This is a genomic window from Streptomyces sp. NPDC050147, assembly GCF_040660195.1.
Classification (GTDB): domain Bacteria; phylum Actinomycetota; class Actinomycetes; order Streptomycetales; family Streptomycetaceae; genus Streptomyces.
In genome coordinates this window covers 384,594-400,381 of the sequence record NZ_JBFALJ010000003.1, presented here as the reverse complement: position 1 = coordinate 400,381, position 15,788 = coordinate 384,594, and the positions used below count along the sequence as shown (strand labels likewise).

Genomic DNA, 15,788 nt, shown 5'->3' with positions numbered 1-15,788 from the left:
GCGAGAGACGGCCATGCTGCTGCCCCACTGAGTAAGTTCAGCTGTTCCCCCCACGAGAGGCAGGCCGGCCATGGATCGAGCAAGACGCTTTCCCAGTAGGCGCAGGCTGTTGCAGGGTGCGGCCCTGGCAGCCGTCCCCGGCGCGCTCCTCCCCGCCACCCGCGCCACGGCCCGGCCTCGGGCGGTCGACTATCCGCTCGCCGAATGGGTTCCGGCAAGCAGCTTCAACTACACGGCCGCCAACCGCCCCAGCACCTACCCCGTCGACTACGTGATCGTCCACGTCACCCAGGAGACCTACGCCGACACGCTCGCCATCTTCCAGAACTCGGCGAAGAAGGTGTCGGCCCACTATGTGGTGCGCTCCAAGGACGGGCACATCGCCCAGTGCGTGCGCGAACGCAATGTCGGCTGGCATGCGGGCAACTGGGACTACAACACCCGAAGCATCGGCATCGAGCACGAAGGGTGGGTGGATCAGCCGAAGTACTTCACCGACGCGATGTACGAGCAATCCGCGCTGCTGACCTCGGCCATCTGCGATATGTACGACATCCCCAAGGACCGCGAGCACATCATCGGGCACGTCGAAGTGCCCGGCGCCGATCACACCGATCCAGGACCGCACTGGGACTGGACGCGCTACATCCGTCTGGTCAACTTCACCTGACGGCGGCGGCTCACTCCGCGGTGGGCGTCGAGGCTTCGGCGCATTCCGCGGTGGATGTCGAGGCGCTCGTCAGGGCACTTGCCGCAGCGCTTGTCGGGGCACGCTCGCGGGGCGACGATGGCAGCACTCATCGCCGTCCCGGGAGGCCGAGTTGTCCGAACCATGGGTGGCCCTGGAAGCCGGCGCCGATCCTGCCGAGCGGGTGCGGGTGTTGCGGCGCGCTCACGAGAGGTTCACCGAGGCGGGGACACTCACGCGACCGGTGCGTTCCGTGGTGGCCGAGTCGTGGCGCCGCTCGGCCAGGGCCAGGGTCAGTCCGGAGGACACCGGCGCGGCGGTGGAGCTCACCGGCGGGGACCTCGGTTCGTATCGCGCCGAGCATCCGCTGGCCGGGGTCATGCCGCTGTTCCGTGAGCTGATGGGCACGTTCGCGATGGACGGTGAGCATCTCCTCGCGGTGTGCGACGCGCACGGCAGGCTGCTCTGGGTCGAGGGTCATTCCGCGACCCGGCAGAAGGCGGGGCAGATGAACTTCGTGCCCGGTGCACGGTGGGCGGAGTCAGCGATGGGGACGAACGCTCCGGGGACGGCGGTGGCGGTGGATCGGCCGGTGCAGGTCTTCGCGGCCGAGCACTTCATCCGGCGTGTCCAGCCGTGGACGTGCGCGGCGGCCCCGGTGCACGATCCGCGGACCGGGCGGCTGCTCGGAGCGGTGGACATCACGGGCGGCGACGGCCTCGCGCATCCGCACAGTCTTGCCTTCGTGCAGGCGGTCGCTCGGGCGGCTGAGTCACAACTGGCACTGCTGTCACCGCCGGTGGAGAGCAGGGACTCCGTGGTCCTCACCGCGCTCGGACGGGACGAGGCGCTGCTGCTGACGGGCGGACGCAAGGTGCGGCTGAGCCGCAGGCACAGCGAGATCCTCGTGCTGCTGGCCCACCATCCGGAGGGGCTGACCGGCGATGAGTTGTTGTGCGCGCTGTACGAGGACGAGTCGGTGACGCCGGTGACGCTGCGGGCCGAGTTGGCGCGGCTGCGGCGACTTCTGGGGCCGGAGTTGCTGAGGTCGCGCCCGTACAGGCTTTCCGTGCCGGTCGAGTCGGATGTCGATGCCGTCGAGCGAAGGCTCGGCTCGGGGGCTGTCACGGCGGCCGCCGCCGCGTACGCGGGTCCGCTGCTGCCCGCCTCGCAGGCGCCTGCCGTGTCCCGGCTGCGGCGCAGGCTCGCCGATCAACTGCGGGCCGCACTCGTCGCACGCCGCGACCCGGACCTTTTGGCGGACTGGGTGCACTCCCCGTGGGGTGTGGACGACCTGCCGGTGTGGCAAGCGCTGGCGCAGGTACGGCCGACGCCACCGGTGCTGGCCCGACTCCGGGAGCTGGACGCGGAGTTGAGCGACGCGAGACAGGGAGGGCTGAATCCACCGGCCACTACCGCAACGTACCTGCAACGTCCGCCCTCCTAGCCTCCGGGCGAGAGCTGCCCAACGGCGGGCAGCCTTCCCCGGGAGGCCAGCAAGATGACCCGTTACGCAGCGCCAGGCACCGACGGCGCAGTTGTCTCCTACCAGGCCCGCTACGACCACTTCATCGGCGGCGAGTACGTCCCGCCCGCCCGCGGCCAGTACTTCGAGAACCCGAGCCCGATCAACGGTCAGCCCTTCACCGAGATCGCCCGCGGCACGGCCGAGGACGTAGAGCGTGCCCTGGACGCCGCGCATGCCGCCGCGCCCGCGTGGGGCCGCACCTCCGCCACCGAACGAGCCGACGTACTGCGCAAGATCGCCGACCGCATGGAGGCGAACCTCGAACAGCTCGCGGTGGCGGAAAGCTGGGAGAACGGCAAGCCGGTGCGCGAGACGCTGGCCGCCGACATCCCGCTCGCCATCGACCACTTCCGCTACTTCGCTGGGGTCATCCGTGCGCAGGAGGGGTCACTGAGCGAGGTGGACGAGGACACCATCGCGTACCACTTCCATGAGCCGCTCGGTGTCGTCGCGCAGATCATTCCGTGGAACTTCCCCATCCTGATGGCGACATGGAAGCTCGCGCCGGCTCTCGCGGCGGGCAACGCGGTCGTCCTCAAGCCCGCTGAGCAGACCCCGGCGTCCATCCATTACTGGATGAGCCTGGTCGCCGATCTGCTGCCGCCGGGTGTCGTCAACATCCTCAACGGGTTCGGCGTCGAGGCGGGCAAGCCTCTCGCCTCCAGCCCGCGCGTCGCGAAGGTCGCCTTCACCGGTGAGACCACGACAGGGCGGTTGATCATGCAGTACGCCTCGGAGAACATCAAGCCGGTGACGTTGGAGCTGGGCGGGAAGTCGCCGAACATCTTCTTCGACGACGTGTGGGCCGCCAACGACGACTTCCGTGACAAGGCGCTCGAGGGCTTCACGATGTTCGCCCTCAACAACGGCGAGGTGTGCACCTGCCCGTCGCGCGCTCTCGTCCAGCGGGGTCACTACAGCGAGTTCATGGAAGCGGCCGTCGCCCGCACCGAGCAGATCGTGCCGGGTCACCCGCTGGACACCGACACGATGATCGGGGCCCAGGCCTCCAACGACCAGCTGGAGAAGATCCTGTCCTACCTGGACATCGGCCAGCAGGAGGGCGCGAAGGTACTGACCGGCGGTCAGCGCATCACGTACGACGGCGAATTGGCCGGCGGCTACTACGTCCAGCCGACGATCTTCGAGGGCGACAACCGCATGCGGATCTTCCAGGAGGAGATCTTCGGCCCGGTCGTCTCGGTCGCGTCGTTCAGCGACTTCGACGACGCGATCAAGACCGCCAACGACACGCTGTACGGCCTGGGCGCCGGAGTATGGACGCGCGACATGAACACCGCCTACCGCGCGGGCCGCGCGATCCAGGCGGGCCGCGTCTGGACGAACTGCTACCACGCGTACCCCGCACACGCGGCGTTCGGCGGCTACAAGCAGTCCGGCATCGGGCGCGAGACGCACAAGATGATGCTGGAGCACTACCAGCAGACGAAGAACGTTCTTTGTTCATACAGCCCGAAGAAACTCGGCTTCTTCTAGAGCCTCAAGTCGGCTGCCTGGAGGCGCCGCTACGCTCCAGGCAGCCCGACACCGGAGTCACTCTGAGTAAGCAACAGGCTGCCTCAAGTCGATGATCGACCTGTGCTGAACCAGGTCTGTCATGCACCGTTCAACGAATGATCACGCCATAAGACTCGGGGTCTAGTAGGACGCCCCGGGTCTCAGCCCCGGCGGCCGGAGCCCGGCCGCACCGTCACCTGCACCTCCGTTCCGTCGGACGCCCACACGCGCACCTGTCGTGCCTGCCCAGGCGGCACATTTCGGGCGCTGGGGTGTGCCGTGCGGCCCGACACCTCGATCCGCCAGCCGGTGGTGTTCGGCGGCAGGGACAACACGGTGGTGCCGGGACGGCGAGTCGACCGGTAGGCGAGGCGGTACGTCGCGCGGGCCGGGTCGTGGGTGTCGGCGCGCACGGTGCCCGCGACCGCCGGGGCGTACGGCGTGACAGTGCGCTCCTTGTTCGTACGGAAGCGGCCGTCGCGGTCGAGGGCGCAGTAGCCGCCGCCGTAGCACCAGACGTAGGCGGCCCAGCCCGAGGAGTAGCGGGTGAAGGAGGCGAGCGCGTCGTCGTGAAAGCGGCGCATGTTCGGCAGGCCGCTGTTCAGCGGGCCCCACTCTCCCACCACGACGGGAACCGAGTGCTCGCGCGGGTATGCGGTGACGGCGTTCTCGTACGCCGTGATCCAGCCGGCCGCCGGGTCGTAGTCGGCGCCCGCCTCCATCGTGGTGTTGTAGAAGTGCGGGGCGTAGACGACGCGTTCGTCGGGGATGCGGCCCAGGCCGGTGGGCACGCCTTCGCCGACGATCGGGGTCGGCTCGATGAACAGGTGGTTCGAGCGGTCCCGGGTGCGGATGGCGGCGGCCAGGCGGCGGTACATCGGAGTGAGCTGCGTCGCCTCGATGCGGCGTGCGGCACTCGCCAGGTCCTCACCCGCGCGCAGTTCCCCCATCGGCTCGTTGATCAGGTCGTAGCCGAACACCGCGGGGTGCCCGCCGAAGCGGTCCGCCAGCAGGCGCCACATGCGAGCCTGCGCGCGCCGCAGGTCCGCGTCCTCGTAGAGATGGGTGAAGGCGCGCTGGACGGCGGGTTCGAAGTACTCGGCGAACCAGTCGCCGGGGTGCGGAGTGAACGGCAGCCCGTCGGTCCGCGTCGCCCACGCCGGAAACCCGCGGTGGCCGAACGCGGGCCCGAACACGTCCTGGTGGGCGTCGATGACGACGTGGACACCGTGCTCGTGCGCCCAGTCGAGGATGCGTCGGACCTTGCGCAGGTACGACTCGCTGTAGCGCCCGCGCCGCGGCTCCAGGTCGTCCCAGAAGACCAGCAGGCGGGCGAAGTTGAAGCCGTGGGCCCGCAAGTCGGCGAAGTGCCGCTCGGTGATCGCGCTGAGGGCGTCCGGGCCGTGGTGGATCTTGTCCTCGACGTTCCAGCCGCGCAGGGTGAGTGTGCGTCCGCGGGCGTCAGTGAGGCGAGGTATACCGTCGGCGGTGGGGGCGGTCGCGGACCCGCTGCCGGAAGTGGCCCCCGTGACGGCGCCGGAATCGGTGCCGGGGCGCCCACTCTCCACTGCCCCCGAAGCGGCCGGAGCCAGGCCCGCGCCCAGCAGGGCGGTGGCGATGAGGGCGATCAGGGCCACCGGGCCGAGGTGCTGCCGCGTGAAACGCTTGCCCATGACGGACCTCCGGCACTCGGGGACGCGCGGTCACGTACGTGTGTCCGCTCGGCACGCACCGTACGTATCAAGAAACGCTTGCACAGGCCAGCGAAGTGACGACGCGGGCGGCCGGGAATCTCCCACCGCCTCGATGAAGGCGCCACCAAGCTCACTCCAGCCGACCGAGCTTGGAACTGTTACAGCGGGCGCGCCAGGCGGGAGAAGCGGCCACCGGGGGGCGCGGGTCGGTGGCCGGGCGCCGGGGTGCGCCGATGACCGCGAACGCTACCCGCTGTACGGCGCCGCCACCGCCGACATCACACCGTGCGCCTTCTGGCCGCACACCCCCGCCGAACCGCCGGTGAAGATCGACGCCGAGGGCCTCCGCAACGTGCTGCTCCTGCAGGACCGGCGGGACGCGTCGACCCCGCACCGGGGCGGGAAGATGCTGCGCGAGAAATTCGGCGACCGGGCACGGCTGGTCAGCGTCGACGACAGCGGGCACGGCGGGTACGTCCTGGGCAACAACTCCTGCGCGCTGAACACCGCCACGCGCTACCTCGTGGAGGGCGAGATGCCCGCGAAGGACACGTTCTGCCGCGCGGACTGACCTTCCCCGGAGGCCGTCAACGTGGGTCGCCCGCATCGGACAGAAGGGTGTGGAGACGCCGCATCACGTCGACCTGGGCCGGATTGTAGAGATCGGTAATGGCTGTGCCGATGGTGCGAGCGGTGTGCTGCCGGCCGCGCGGAGCGTCCGAGGCGAGGTCGCTCAGCCCGGGATGCTTGGCCCGGAGACCTCGGACGTAAGGCACGAGACGCTCAGCGAGACTCTGGCGTGCCTGCTCGTCCGCATCGGCGGGAAGCTCGTCGAATGCGCGTGCCACCGGCTGCGGCTCCTCATGGAGCAAGTCCGCGTAGGCGTCCAGCCCACTGGGGCCGAGGACCGTACCGAGGACAGTGACGAAAGAGCGGTCGGGGTCAGGGAGCTCTGCTGTCTCGTCCAGGGAGGCGAGGCGGAGGGGAAGATCGGTCGTGGCCTTTCTGCGCATGAGGGCGCCGACCTCGGCGCGGGCGTGTTGCAGACGTTCGATGGTGGCGGCCAACTCCTCGTCGAGAGCCCGTAGATCACGTGGGTCCGGGTCGGAATCCGGGCCGTCACACATGTCCGCGATCTGGGAGAGGGAGAACCCCAGAGCGGCGAGGCGCTTGATCCGGAGGAGTCGGACGAGATGTTGGACGCCGTACTGCTTGTACCCGTTGGAGCGGCGCTCCGGCTCGTCGAGCAGGCCGATGGCGTGGTAATGCCGTACGGCCCTGAGGCTGGTGCCGGCCAGCTCCGCCATCTCCCGGGTGCTCCACGCCATGATCGATGTCTCCCTCACCGTCCGGTGCAGTCGGCGCGGTCGCGCCGTGGGGCCATTGAAAACCATGACGCAACGGCAGGCCCGCGCAGGGGAGAGCGTGCTCCCGCAGCAGGCCGTTGAGCTGAGGGAAGGTCCCGGCGGACGTCGCACTACCGCACGCTCCGCTCGCGCCCCTACCCGTCGGTGGAACCGGTGGAGAGTCGGGTGGAACCGGTGGAGAGGGGTGGTTGGTTCGGTTCACGGTCGAGTCGGCCCGGCGGGTGGTGCGGGGCCGGTGGAGAGGACGTGGTCGACGGCGGCGTCGAGGGTCTCGATCTCGGCGATGAGGACGGATTCGCGGGTGGGCAGGGCGCGTTCGACCGAGAGCCCGTTGAGGACGGTGAGAAGGAACCTGACGTTGCGGGTGTGGTCTCCCGGGGATAGCGCGCCTTCCTCGGCGAGCACGGTCAGCCAGTGTTCGATCCGGCGCTCCGCCTCCCGCTCATGGCCGAGGTATGCGGCGCGTACCTGTTCGGTCGGCTCGGGTTCGATGAAGGCCCGGTAGATCGTGCCCCACGCGGTTCGCGCGTCCTCGTTGGTGCCGAGCGGTGCGAGAACCTGCCGCAGGCAGTTCAGCAGCCGTTCGCGGGGCGGCAGTGTCCGGTCCCGGATTGGGTCGCCGGGCAGCAGGTGTTCGTAGATCCGCGCGAGCAAGCTGTCCTGCAGGGCACGCTGGGTGGGGAAGTGGAACCTCAGCGAGCCGGTGCTCACTCCCGCACGCGCTGCGACCGCTCGCACGCTCAGCTTCGCCGCCATGTCCTCGCTGATCATCTCCGCAGCGGCCTGGAGGATCTTCTCGCGGGTGTCCATGCTCCGCTCTCCTTCGCTTCTACCAGCCCCTCACTGTACTAGCACGCCGTACTAGTACAGTGTGCTAGCGTTTCTCTAACACGCTGTACTAGTGAGGTGCGGCCGATGTGCGCAGAAGGGGCGGGGCATGACCTGGAAGCAGTGGGCGGCATCGAAGCGCCTCAAGCCGGGAGACGGCAGGGAGCTCCAGCGGTTCCGCTGGTGGCAGCTCCCCCTGCGCTCCCTGTTCTGCTTACGACTTTCCCGGGTTGATGGGCCATCCCGCCTGCACGCCGTCGACGTACGGCACTGGGCGCGGTTGGACAACAGCAGGATCCGGGCGCACCTGTTCCTGGACGGCAGGCATGTGGCCGAGTCGAAATTGCCCGCGGTCTTCCCTGTCGACGGGGGTGTCATCGAGGTGGCGATGAGCAACTACGGCATCAGGCGCTGCCACTACCGCCCCTCGGGCGGACAGCCGCGTCAGCTCACGCCCGACCCGGCCTCGGCGGAGGGACGGCGGGCGCGCTTCGGCGCCCGCCATCCGGACCTGAGCCGGGCGATCGGCATCGGGTCGGTGTTGCTGCTTGTCATCGGTGTGGGCCTGAACCTGCTACAGCTCGCTGAACCCGTCTCTCAGATTCCCCCCGTCGCGCAGCGGGTCGGAACGTTCGAATCACCGATGCACCTGCCGATCTGGCTGAACCTCGTACTGGGGGTCGGGGCCGTTCTGGCCAGCATGGAGCGCGCGCTCCGCCTGCGGTACTCCTCTCTGCTCGACGCGGCCGGTCACTGACCCCACGAAGCAAGGAAGGCGTGACCACATCAACCCCCCTACGGCCGGCTTCCTGCACGACCGGCATGGCCCGGCCGCAGGGAGTGGCACGCGTACGGCGAAAGGAAGATCAGCATGACCCGGTTGAAGCCAAGACCCCGGTACGGGGCGGCGTTCACCGCAGCGCTCCTCGTCCTGACCGGGTGTTCGTCCGGCGCCTCGGGGCCGCGCAGCACCTCCGCAGGGGCCACGTCGGCCTCCGCCCCGTCTCCGGACCCGCTCACTTGGAGCACGTGCGGGAAGAACCTCGAATGCGGCACGATCAAGGTGCCGCAGGAATACACCGAGCCCGATGGCACGCAGATCCCGCTCGCGGTCATGCGCCACCGGGCCACTGACCCCGACCACCGCATCGGCAGCCTGATCTTCAACCCGGGCGGGCCCGGAGTTCCCGCCACCGAAGCACTGCGCAATCTGCCCAGAACAGCCGGCACTCCTGGCGCCTTCTCCCCCGCGGTGCTCGCCAGATTCGACATCATCGCGATGGACCCGCGCGGCGTCGGCGGATCACAGGCCGTTCGCTGCCTGACAGACAAACAACGATCCGACGCCGTCGGCACCGCCTTCGACCCGGCCGTACCCGGGGGCAAACCCCTGCCGCGACTGCTGAGCGATGCCGCCGCGTTCACCGACGGCTGCGTCAGACACCAGAGCAAGGCGTTCCTGGCCGGCCTGTCCACCGACAACGTGGCCCGCGACATCGACCAGGTTCGCTCCGCGCTCGGCGCGAACAAGATCACGTACTACGGCTTGTCCTACGGCACCGTGGTCGGCCCGATGTACGCCACCCTGTTCCCTCACCGCGTCCGCCAGATGGTGCTCGACGCGCCCGTCGACACCAACCAGTGGTTCGGCAACTCCCTCCCCTTCCAGCACGACGTCGCCGTTGCAAGCGAACGGACCCTCAACGCCTGGTTCAAGACCTGCCGCACCGAAGGGACCGCGGTGTGCCCGTTCGGAGCGGGCGACCCCCAGGCGGCGTTCGACGAACTGATCGACACGCTGGAAGCGAAGCCACTGGAGATCGCACCCGCCAAGGGCGCCACCCCGGGCGGTGAACTCGACGGCGCCATGGCCCTCGAGGCCACCCGAGCCCTGGCCGGCGACCAGCACACCTGGCCGTTGCTGACCTCGGCTCTGCTGGCCGCCCAGGACGGCAACGGCGCGCCCCTGTACACACTGTGGAACAGCGTCACGGTGTCCCCCTTCCCGGTTCCTACCGCGATGTTCGAAGCCCACACCGCAGTACGCTGCGCCGACTGGCATACCCCGGCCGGCATCGCCGCGCACAAGACCGCAGCCACCAAGGCCATTGCTGAGGCCAGGCGTGTCGGGACCCGGGCCGCCTACTCCGCCCTGAACTGCGCCCGGTGGCCAGCGCCGAACAAGGACCGCGTCACCAAGCCGCTCACAGGCGCTGGTACGCCCCCGGCACTGGTGGTCGCGGGCCGGCTGGATCCGGTCACCCCCCACCACTGGGCCGAGAACATGACGCGAACCCTGGACTCCGCGGTCCTGCTCACGCGTGAGGGAGTCGGACACGGCTCCTACGGCACCAACTCGTGTGTCGACAGGGCAGTTGACGCCGCCCTCATCTACGGCACCCACCCCGCCGACGGCACCGTATGCAAGACGGACACGCCCGCCACCACCCGCCCCCTTGTCTCCGCGAACCGTTGAGTCGCAGCCGGTCTCAGGGTGGTCGCACGACATGTCCATTTTCCGGTGGTGCACAGAAGTGTGCCGTAACGTCACCAGTTTCACGGCTCGAACCGAAGGTAGTAGTCACAACAGAAGGCAAAAGCAGCAGGGAATTCGCTCACTGACATACACCGGAGTGGTGAACGCCTAGCCGTCTGCGTCTTCTATGCCATAAAAGCGATTTGGGGAAGACTGCAGGTGAAAGGTGAGGGGGAAACTTGCCTGCTGTTTCTTTCCGCGGCACAAGAATCCCCCCACCCTGCAACGACTGACTTATAGGTGAACCACCATGCCCATGACTCTCGCCCAGAAGCTGTACCTGCTCTGCTACACCGTCAAGAAGGAGAAGTTCCAGCTCGACAACATTCAGGGGCGCGGCCAACTATTACGGGCCGGAGCGATGACCGAGCTGGCCCGCGACGGATTGCTGGACGCCACCGGGGGGAAGGTCCGGCGACTCCCCGGCAACCCGCCGAAGGACCCGTTCACCACCGCAGTCTGGTACGACCTGCCTGAGGACAAGCCCAGGGGCTGGCTCAAGTTCCTGCACAACAAGGCCCACACCGCCGAGACACCAATTCGCGACCAGTTGCTCGCCTCCGGGGATGTCGTCATGACGCGGGAGAAGAAGCTGGGGGCCATCTCCATCGACCGGGTCTCCGTGGTGCAACCGGACCTGGTGCGCGCTCTCCAGGACCGGGTGCGCGCGACCGTCTTCGACAACCCTCCCGCCGAGGACCTGACAGACGAACTCGCCATGGCCGTCCTGGCCGTGGAGCTGGAACTGGCCACCGTGTGGAGCAAGGAAGACCGCCGGGCCCACAAGGCCGGCCTCACTGCGCATGCGGCGCGGTTCGACGCCTTCGTACCCGGCCTTCGCAAGGCGCTGCGCGACTCCTATCTCGCGAGCCGGGCCGTGGGAGGCGGCTGGAGCGCCTGAATCGAAGTGCCACCGCGACGAGAAACGCCCCAGGAAAGCCGCAACCGCACCACGTGATCAGGAGTGATCGATGTCCCATCCCCAAGGCGAGCACGGCCCCTCCTCGACCGACGGCAGGAACCCCGGGAACACGCCGCCTCCCGCCCCGCGGCCGCCCATGCTCGAGTCCATGGGCGGCGCGGCGGGCTTCGTCCACTCGACCGTCCCGGTCGTGGTGTTCGTGATCGCACTCGCTCTGCTGTCGACGAAGGCGGCCGTGATCGCGGCCGTCACGACCGGTGCGGTGCTCACCCTGGCCCGGCTGGTGCGCGGGGAACGTCTTCTCGCAGCCTCCGGCAGCCTGACCGGCGTTCTGGTCGCGGCAGGCATCGTCGCGCTCACCGGTTCCGCCAAGGACTTCTTCCTGCTGGGTATTTGGGTGGCCTTCGCCGGTTTCCTCGCCACCTTCGGTTCGGTCCTCTTCCGCCGCCCCCTGACCGGCGTGGCGTGGAACCTCCTGCACGGGGGCGCGCACGCCTGGCGCGAGGACCGTCAGGTTCTGCGGGCACACGACATCGCCACCCTCGCAGCGGCCATCGTCCTCGGAGCCCGGTTCGTGGTGAAGCAGTGGCTCTACGTGCACGACGCCACCGGCTGGCTCGCCTTCGCGAAGATAGCCATGGGCACTCCCCTCACCGTGGTGGCCGCGCTGGTCGTCGCCTGGGCCTTCCGCACAACGTCGAAGCGCCTGGTGCCCAGCCGACCGGCCGAGACGATCGCTCAGCAGGAGGCCGAACTCCCGCCTCGCCACGATGCGTCCAGGTAGTGATCCGTCATATCACCTCAGCGAAGAAGGGGCCTCTGGATGTCGATCAGCCATACGCACGCGGAGACGGTGAGGGAACTCGGAGCCTTCGAGCGAACCATCGATCTCTATATGCACCGAAACCCCGTCCAGTTCTCCCTGGTCGCCGAGATCAACCGGAAGGTGTCCCGGCAGACGCTGGCGCGGGCGCTGCGGGGTGTGCAGGCACTGCACCCGCTGCTTCGCGTCTCGGTCGACCGCCGAGTTCCCCAGGCCCGATACCGCTGGGCGGAAGGCCCGGTCAGGATCGAAACCGCTGCCGAGGGAACCCCCTGGCAGGCGGTTGTCGCCGGCGAGCAGACGCGCCCCATGGCGCCGGAGCCCGGCCCGCTGATACGCGCCGTACTGATTCCCGCGGAGACCGGCAGCTTCATCGTGCTGACCTTCGCCCACCAGATCACCGACGGCACCGGCGGCATGCGCGCGGTAACGGACCTTGTCGCCGCCCTCGACGGCGACGAGGAGGACGCCGAGCCGATCCCGGAGCAGGATGTACCGCCACCCCAGGAGACCCTCCTGCGAGCTCTCGACACTGCGACGCCCACCGTGGGCCCACCCCCGGATGAGCTGATGAACGCGCCCGGTGAGCTGACGCAGTTCTCGGGACGGGCACCGCACGTCTCCGCCCTGGCACTGCAACGCGGTCTGACCGCACGGCTCGTGACCCGCTGCCGCGCGGAGGGCGTTTCCGTGCACGCCGCACTGTGCGCTGCCGCCTGCACGGTCTTCCACCGCGCGGGCCGCCCCCGGGTGAGGGTGCTGAGCCCGGTCGACCTGCGCCGTGCCGCAGGTCTGCCCGACGCCGTCGCCAACCGGTTCGCGGGAGCACGGACCGCCAGTGAGGCATCCCAGGCCGAAGATTTCTGGAAACTGGCCCGGCATCATCACGAGGCTCTGGCACGCCGGCGTGCACCGCAGGTACTCAAGACCGGCTCGGAGGCGCTGGCCCAACAGCCGCCGGCCACCCCCGAAGAGGCCGAGGCGATGATGACCGTCGCCACCGCCGCCGACATTCAGATCACCAACCTCGGGGTGGTGCGGACGCCGGCACACGACCGCACCTGTCTCACCGCTCTGTGGGGGCCGGCGCAGACCACTCAACTGCGCGGCGAGCACGTCCTCGGTGTCGCCACCTTCGGGGGACGCCTGCGCATGACGGAACTGACCCATGACCCCGTGGCCGTTCTGCTGCCCGACATGGTCGCTGTCCTCGCCCGGCAGTGCGCCGAGCCCGACCTGCCGTCCTCCTGATCCATCCAGGGCACCGAACTCCATCTCCGACCACAACACACAGGAGTGACCATGCAGACACCTGCCGGTACCGACGCCCACGACGAAGTCAGCACCGCCTTGCTGACCGAGCTGCGGTCCCGTATATCACCGGACCGTGTGCTCACCGACGGACCGGAGTACGCACGAGCCGTGGCGCTGTTCAACGCGGCGGTGGATATCCGCCCATCCGTCGTCGTGCGGTGCGCGACCACCGCTGACGTGCAGGCCGGAGTACGCGCGTCTCGTAACCATGGGGTACCGCTGTCCGTGCGCGGCGGGGGTCACGACTTCTGGGGCCGGGCGTTCCGTCCCGGGGGGCTGGTTCTCGATCTGACCGACATGAGGGAAGTTCGGATCGACGTCGACAACCGGTGCGCGACGGTGGGTGGCGGGGCGCTCTCGTCCGACGTCGTCTCGGCCGCCGAGCGGGCGGGCCTGACCGCCGTCACCGGAACGGCGGGCTCCGTCGGAATGGTCGGCCTCACGCTCGGCGGCGGGTACGGTCCCCTCCTCGGGCAGTTCGGACTCGCAGCCGACAACCTGCTCGGCGCCGAAGTCGTCCTGGCCGACGGTTCACGGGTGAACACCGACGCCGAACATGATCCGGACCTCTTCTGGGCGTTGCGCGGCGGCGGCGGCAACTTCGGTGTCGTGACCTCGGCGCGGATCCGTCTGCACCCCGTGCCGACAGTGGTGTCGGGAACCATCTTGTACCCGATCGCCCAGAGCGCCGGCATCCTGGCCGACCTCAGTGGGATCCTTCAGGACAGTCCGGACGAGCTGACGGTGGACGTGGGGTTCCTTCCCGGTCCGGACGGCAAGCCGACGGTGTACGTCGCGCCGACCTGGTCGGGGGAGCTCGAGGTGGGGAACGCCGAGAACGGGCCGGTCCGTGCGCTGGCCGGGCTCGGTACACCCGTGCTCGCCGAGGTGGGACCTGTCGCCCGTTCCGTGACGCTGGCCGCGACGGACGCCATGTTCCCACCCGGGCGGATGGGCGCGATCCGCACGCGAACCGTCCAGAGCGTCTCCAGCTCCGTCGCGACCGTCCTGGACCGAGCCGCCCAGGAGTTCACCTCACCGTTCTCCGCGATCGTGTGGCACCAGTTCCATGGTGCCGCCACCCGCCCGCCTCTCGGCTCGACGGCTTTCGGCCGGCGCGAACCGCACCTGATGGTCGAGCTGATCTCCCTGTGGGAGAGCGACGAGAGCAACGACCACGCAGGACGTGCCGTCGGCAGCTCGCCCCACCTGCGCTGGCTGGAAGAGCTTCACGCGGCGCTCGAACCGTTCTCATTGCCGGGCGGCTACGTGAATTTCCTGGGGCCGGAGACTCCCGACCAGGTTGCGAACTCCTACGGGCCGAACACCCAGCGCCTGCTGGCACTGAAGTCTGCGTTCGACCCGGATTCCGTCTTCGCCGCCACACCACTCCCCTTCGGGAAGGCCGACACCGACTCCACGCCCGTCTGAGGCGAAGGCGGCACCGCCACTCTTCGCGTCGGTGGCATCCTCACCGTCCGGCACCGCCGCATCGCCTGTATCACCACGGCCTGGCTCCTCCACCACCCGGGCTCCGAGGTAGGCACGGCCGGGATGGACACTCGCGCCACCACTACGGAAGCGCAGCAGAAACCTCCGATACGAGCGTCATCCGAGGTCAAGGACCTCTCGACGAGACGCAGCACATCGGGCAGGGCCGCTCCCACTGGCCCTCCACCGACCCGGAGAAACGTGTCCCACCCCGCCCGCAGGGGGCGACGAGTACCGCGGGTGTGTACGCGGCGGGCAACGTCGCTAGCCAGGGTCGTCACCACATGGCGGCCCGCGACCTGCCCGAAGATCCGCAGCTCCGTGGTCTCGACGTGGAGGCCGGCCAGTCCCTCCAGGCGGGCGTTGAAACGCGGAGCGACCACCAGGTGGCTCACCTCCGGTCGCCGCCCGTCGGCCAGCACGACACCGCGCAGGCGGTCCTCCCCTATGTCGAGGCGTGACACCTCGCCCTCCACCACGCGCACGTCCCTCGCAGCGAGACGTGCACGCGCCGTGTCGTCGAGTTTCGGCCCGGTGTGCGTGAACAGGGTGATGTCATCGCTCCACTGGCTCCACAGCAGCGCCTGCTCGACGCCGACCGGGCCAGTGGCCAGTACTCCGATCGCCTGGTCTCGTACCTCCCAGCCATGGCAGTAGGGGCAGTGGAGCACCTCCCGTGCCCAACGCTCGGCCACCCCGGGCACGTCGGGGAGTTCGTCCACCAGGCCGGTGGCCAGGAGCAGGCGGCGCGCCCGCACGACGGTGCCGTTGTCGAGAGCGACCTCGAAGCGCCCGTCCCCGGCACGCTTCGCGGCAACGACCGATGCCTCGACCGTACGCGTTCCGCAGCGCGCGGCCTCACCCTGCGCGAGAGCGAGGAAATCGGCGGGAGCGATGCCTTCGTGGCCCAGGTAGTTGTGCATGCTGCGGGCGGGAGCGTTGCGCTGTCGTCCGGCGTCGACGAGCAGTACGGTGCGGCGAGCGCGCCCCAGGGTGAGCGCCGCGTTCAGACCTGCCGCGCCTCCTGCGACCACGACGACGTCGTGGACCGGTTCGTTCTGTCCGTCGGCCGCCTGCCG

The 15,788-nt window shown here is 69.1% G+C and carries 14 protein-coding genes; 10 read left to right on the top strand and 4 right to left on the bottom strand.

Annotation, left to right across the window (positions count from 1 at the left end; genetic code table 11):
- Positions 1-70: 70 nt before the first annotated feature.
- The 3 genes from AB0I94_RS08240 (at position 71) to AB0I94_RS08230 (ending at position 3,713) form a co-directional block, all read left to right on the top strand.
- On the top strand, positions 71-670 hold the full coding sequence (locus tag AB0I94_RS08240; protein ID WP_363308623.1) for an N-acetylmuramoyl-L-alanine amidase: 600 nt from the start codon (positions 71-73) through the stop codon (positions 668-670).
- A 151-nt stretch (positions 671-821) separates the two neighbouring features.
- A complete protein-coding gene (locus tag AB0I94_RS08235) occupies positions 822-2,135 on the top strand; it encodes a GAF domain-containing protein (protein WP_363308622.1) in 1,314 nt (437 codons plus the stop codon).
- Positions 2,136-2,189: 54 nt separating this feature from the next.
- Positions 2,190-3,713, top strand: a complete 1,524-nt coding sequence (locus tag AB0I94_RS08230) for an aldehyde dehydrogenase family protein (protein ID WP_363308621.1) — start codon at positions 2,190-2,192, stop codon at positions 3,711-3,713.
- 182 nt (positions 3,714-3,895) lie between these two features.
- Here the strand turns inward: AB0I94_RS08230 and AB0I94_RS08225 are convergent, their stop codons facing one another.
- The gene (locus tag AB0I94_RS08225) at positions 3,896-5,407 is read right to left on the bottom strand and encodes a cellulase family glycosylhydrolase (protein ID WP_363308620.1); all 1,512 of its coding nucleotides are present in this window, start codon (positions 5,405-5,407) and stop codon (positions 3,896-3,898) included.
- Positions 5,408-5,540: 133 nt separating this feature from the next.
- On the opposite strand from AB0I94_RS08225, the gene AB0I94_RS08220 reads away from it, so the two are divergent.
- Positions 5,541-5,999: an alpha/beta hydrolase gene (locus AB0I94_RS08220; protein WP_363308619.1), complete on the top strand. Its 459-nt coding sequence runs from the start codon at positions 5,541-5,543 to the stop codon at positions 5,997-5,999.
- Positions 6,000-6,015: 16 nt separating this feature from the next.
- Here the strand turns inward: AB0I94_RS08220 and AB0I94_RS08215 are convergent, their stop codons facing one another.
- Together AB0I94_RS08215 and AB0I94_RS08210 are read right to left on the bottom strand one after the other, a co-directional pair.
- The gene (locus AB0I94_RS08215) at positions 6,016-6,756 is read right to left on the bottom strand and encodes a MerR family transcriptional regulator (RefSeq protein ID WP_363308618.1); all 741 of its coding nucleotides are present in this window, start codon (positions 6,754-6,756) and stop codon (positions 6,016-6,018) included.
- A gap of 237 nt (positions 6,757-6,993) precedes the next feature.
- Positions 6,994-7,605: a TetR/AcrR family transcriptional regulator gene (locus tag AB0I94_RS08210; RefSeq protein ID WP_363308617.1), complete on the bottom strand. Its 612-nt coding sequence runs from the start codon at positions 7,603-7,605 to the stop codon at positions 6,994-6,996.
- Positions 7,606-7,732: 127 nt separating this feature from the next.
- Here AB0I94_RS08210 and AB0I94_RS08205 point away from each other — a divergent pair, with 127 nt between their 5' ends.
- From AB0I94_RS08205 to AB0I94_RS08180, 6 genes are all read left to right on the top strand, one after another.
- Positions 7,733-8,380, top strand: a complete 648-nt coding sequence (locus tag AB0I94_RS08205) for a hypothetical protein (RefSeq protein ID WP_363308616.1) — start codon at positions 7,733-7,735, stop codon at positions 8,378-8,380.
- 114 nt (positions 8,381-8,494) lie between these two features.
- Positions 8,495-10,099, top strand: a complete 1,605-nt coding sequence (locus AB0I94_RS08200; protein ID WP_363308615.1) for an alpha/beta hydrolase — start codon at positions 8,495-8,497, stop codon at positions 10,097-10,099.
- Positions 10,100-10,409: 310 nt separating this feature from the next.
- Positions 10,410-11,060: a GPP34 family phosphoprotein gene (locus AB0I94_RS08195; RefSeq protein ID WP_363308614.1), complete on the top strand. Its 651-nt coding sequence runs from the start codon at positions 10,410-10,412 to the stop codon at positions 11,058-11,060.
- A 70-nt stretch (positions 11,061-11,130) separates the two neighbouring features.
- Positions 11,131-11,865 (top strand): DUF3159 domain-containing protein, encoded by a 735-nt coding sequence (locus tag AB0I94_RS08190; protein ID WP_363308613.1) that lies wholly within the window; start codon positions 11,131-11,133, stop codon positions 11,863-11,865.
- Between the two features lie 39 nt (positions 11,866-11,904).
- On the top strand, positions 11,905-13,155 hold the full coding sequence (locus AB0I94_RS08185; RefSeq protein ID WP_363308612.1) for a peptide synthetase: 1,251 nt from the start codon (positions 11,905-11,907) through the stop codon (positions 13,153-13,155).
- Positions 13,156-13,206: 51 nt separating this feature from the next.
- Entirely contained in the window at positions 13,207-14,649 is a 1,443-nt protein-coding gene (locus tag AB0I94_RS08180; RefSeq protein WP_363308611.1) for an FAD-binding oxidoreductase, read from the top strand.
- Here AB0I94_RS08180 and AB0I94_RS08175 read toward each other — a convergent pair.
- On the bottom strand, positions 14,532-15,743 hold the full coding sequence (locus tag AB0I94_RS08175) for an NAD(P)/FAD-dependent oxidoreductase (RefSeq protein WP_363308610.1): 1,212 nt from the start codon (positions 15,741-15,743) through the stop codon (positions 14,532-14,534). The two genes, AB0I94_RS08180 and AB0I94_RS08175, sit on opposite strands and share 118 nt — an antisense overlap.
- Between the last annotated feature and the right edge of the window lie 45 nt (positions 15,744-15,788).

What these genes read in the sequence shown, in the direction of transcription:
- AB0I94_RS08240 (WP_363308623.1), top strand. Translation starts at nt 71, where the DNA reads ATGGATCGAGCAAGACGCTTTCCCAGTAGGCGCAGGCTGTTGCAGGGT.
- AB0I94_RS08230 (WP_363308621.1), top strand. Translation starts at nt 2,190, where the DNA reads ATGACCCGTTACGCAGCGCCAGGCACCGACGGCGCAGTTGTCTCCTAC.
- AB0I94_RS08225 (WP_363308620.1), bottom strand. Translation starts at nt 5,407, where the DNA reads ATGGGCAAGCGTTTCACGCGGCAGCACCTCGGCCCGGTGGCCCTGATC.
- AB0I94_RS08220 (WP_363308619.1), top strand. Translation starts at nt 5,541, where the DNA reads ATGAAGGCGCCACCAAGCTCACTCCAGCCGACCGAGCTTGGAACTGTT.
- AB0I94_RS08215 (WP_363308618.1), bottom strand. Translation starts at nt 6,756, where the DNA reads ATGGCGTGGAGCACCCGGGAGATGGCGGAGCTGGCCGGCACCAGCCTC.
- AB0I94_RS08210 (WP_363308617.1), bottom strand. Translation starts at nt 7,605, where the DNA reads ATGGACACCCGCGAGAAGATCCTCCAGGCCGCTGCGGAGATGATCAGC.
- AB0I94_RS08205 (WP_363308616.1), top strand. Translation starts at nt 7,733, where the DNA reads ATGACCTGGAAGCAGTGGGCGGCATCGAAGCGCCTCAAGCCGGGAGAC.
- AB0I94_RS08200 (WP_363308615.1), top strand. Translation starts at nt 8,495, where the DNA reads ATGACCCGGTTGAAGCCAAGACCCCGGTACGGGGCGGCGTTCACCGCA.
- AB0I94_RS08195 (WP_363308614.1), top strand. Translation starts at nt 10,410, where the DNA reads ATGCCCATGACTCTCGCCCAGAAGCTGTACCTGCTCTGCTACACCGTC.
- AB0I94_RS08190 (WP_363308613.1), top strand. Translation starts at nt 11,131, where the DNA reads ATGTCCCATCCCCAAGGCGAGCACGGCCCCTCCTCGACCGACGGCAGG.
- AB0I94_RS08185 (WP_363308612.1), top strand. Translation starts at nt 11,905, where the DNA reads ATGTCGATCAGCCATACGCACGCGGAGACGGTGAGGGAACTCGGAGCC.
- AB0I94_RS08180 (WP_363308611.1), top strand. Translation starts at nt 13,207, where the DNA reads ATGCAGACACCTGCCGGTACCGACGCCCACGACGAAGTCAGCACCGCC.